Annotated in this window: 2 protein-coding genes; one reads left to right on the top strand and one right to left on the bottom strand. The window is 51.3% G+C overall.

The window, feature by feature from the left end:
- Nucleotides 1–578: 578 nt before the first annotated feature.
- The gene (locus tag CW742_RS12965) at nt 579–971 is read left to right on the top strand and encodes a hypothetical protein (RefSeq protein ID WP_292421029.1); all 393 of its coding nucleotides are present in this window, start codon (nt 579–581) and stop codon (nt 969–971) included.
- A 53-nt stretch (nt 972–1,024) separates the two neighbouring features.
- Here the strand turns inward: CW742_RS12965 and CW742_RS12960 are convergent.
- Nucleotides 1,025–1,427 (bottom strand): FmdE family protein (locus tag CW742_RS12960; RefSeq protein ID WP_292421027.1); only part of this gene is annotated, 403 nt, incomplete at its 5' end.

The following is a 1,427-nucleotide window of genomic DNA, read 5'->3' as shown; positions in this document are numbered from 1 at the left end:
TTGTTTTTTCTTTTAACCTTAATAAATAAGTATTGTTAATGTTTTTAATTTAACTATGGAACAGCGAAACCTCACTACCACGAGATATTACCAGTAACATGGCACCTGAAAGAACACTGCTCTCGCAGCATTAATCAGTTCTGAAGAAATCAGGTCGAAACACTGACGCTCTTGGGCTAACATTACAAGCATGGGGGGTCGGGCGGTGTACTTCCGATCCGAACAAATCGATGTAATTTGGGTAAGTACCGTCAGAAATTCTTCCCAGGATCTGTCGTTCGCGGGCCAAAAAGGATAGAAGTACACCGCCCGACCCCCTCAAGGCTTCTCCAATTTCTGAGCCGGATTAGTGCAATTTTACGGGATGAATGGCGGGATCATTCCGGCTTAGCGGGGGACAGGGGTCGGGCGGTGTACCAACAGGATGAGGGCTGAAGATCGTTTCAAAAACGGTATTTTCTGGAGCGGATTAATGTAACCTGCTTCAGGCGGTAGGGTAACGTTAGTTGATTAACCAGTTGCATTTATCTGGAAGTTTCATTGACATTACCTGTACTATGGGATTCAGTTCGGACATCATGCATGACTTTGTGACAAAAGAGATCCGGAACATCTACTCCAGCTACGATGGCTGGAGCTGCACCATGAAGGAGACCGGAAGCGGATATGATTCGATTGCCGTACTGGAGCGGCGAAATGGAGGACACCGGGAGTGTGTCAGGGTCCTTGTCTCATTCGAGAACACCCTTCCCGTACCACTTCCCGAAGCGCTCACGCGCCCGGAAAGGACATCTGACGGGACACCCCTCCGGTTCTCGTATGCGGTCATGGTTCCGGCCAATGCCGACACCTCCAGCCTTCCCGCGGGTGTGAAGATCTACACCATGCGATCCTTTGCTTTCGAGGGCAAGAAACTGATCTGGGTCAAGAAGCCTGTCCGTAAAGAGGATGCGGTTAAAGTCGCTGTTTGATCTCATCGTTTTAAAAAACAGGGCAACGCTCCGGTCCAAGGAGCGAAGCTGCATCATATCTTCTCGTAATATTTCATTGAACCGCAGGCACCGCAGCGTCCGTCAACAACAAGGTAATCGGGCACAGTCTCCCCACAGACGGGGCACGTCACAGACTTCCACTTCTTCTTGGCCCTTACCGGGATCCTGACCTTCTCGAAGGAAAGGACGTCGCGGCCCGCGCGGAAGATATCGTCACGAAGCTTATCCCCCATGGTACGCTTATCAAACGCCGGGCTGTTAGAGTACCAACGGTCGAGCGTGGGATAGTTTTTCACCTTTTCCAGGTCGAGATAGACCCTGACCGCATCGGCCATCTCCATATCGGACGTGCCGTTGATCGTGATGGCAACCTTGCCGATCGGGACAACCTTCAGCCGGTGGTTGCAGGTCGTACATCGGGCCATCACCGTGAGG

It is taken from the genome of Methanoregula sp. (genome assembly GCF_002835825.1).
Taxonomy (GTDB): Archaea; Halobacteriota; Methanomicrobia; order Methanomicrobiales; family Methanospirillaceae; genus Methanoregula.
Note: the sequence above shows the minus strand (reverse complement) of the source record. Positions and strands in the feature narration are given on the sequence as shown.

What these genes read in the sequence shown, in the direction of transcription:
- CW742_RS12965 (WP_292421029.1), top strand. Translation starts at nt 579, where the DNA reads ATGCATGACTTTGTGACAAAAGAGATCCGGAACATCTACTCCAGCTAC.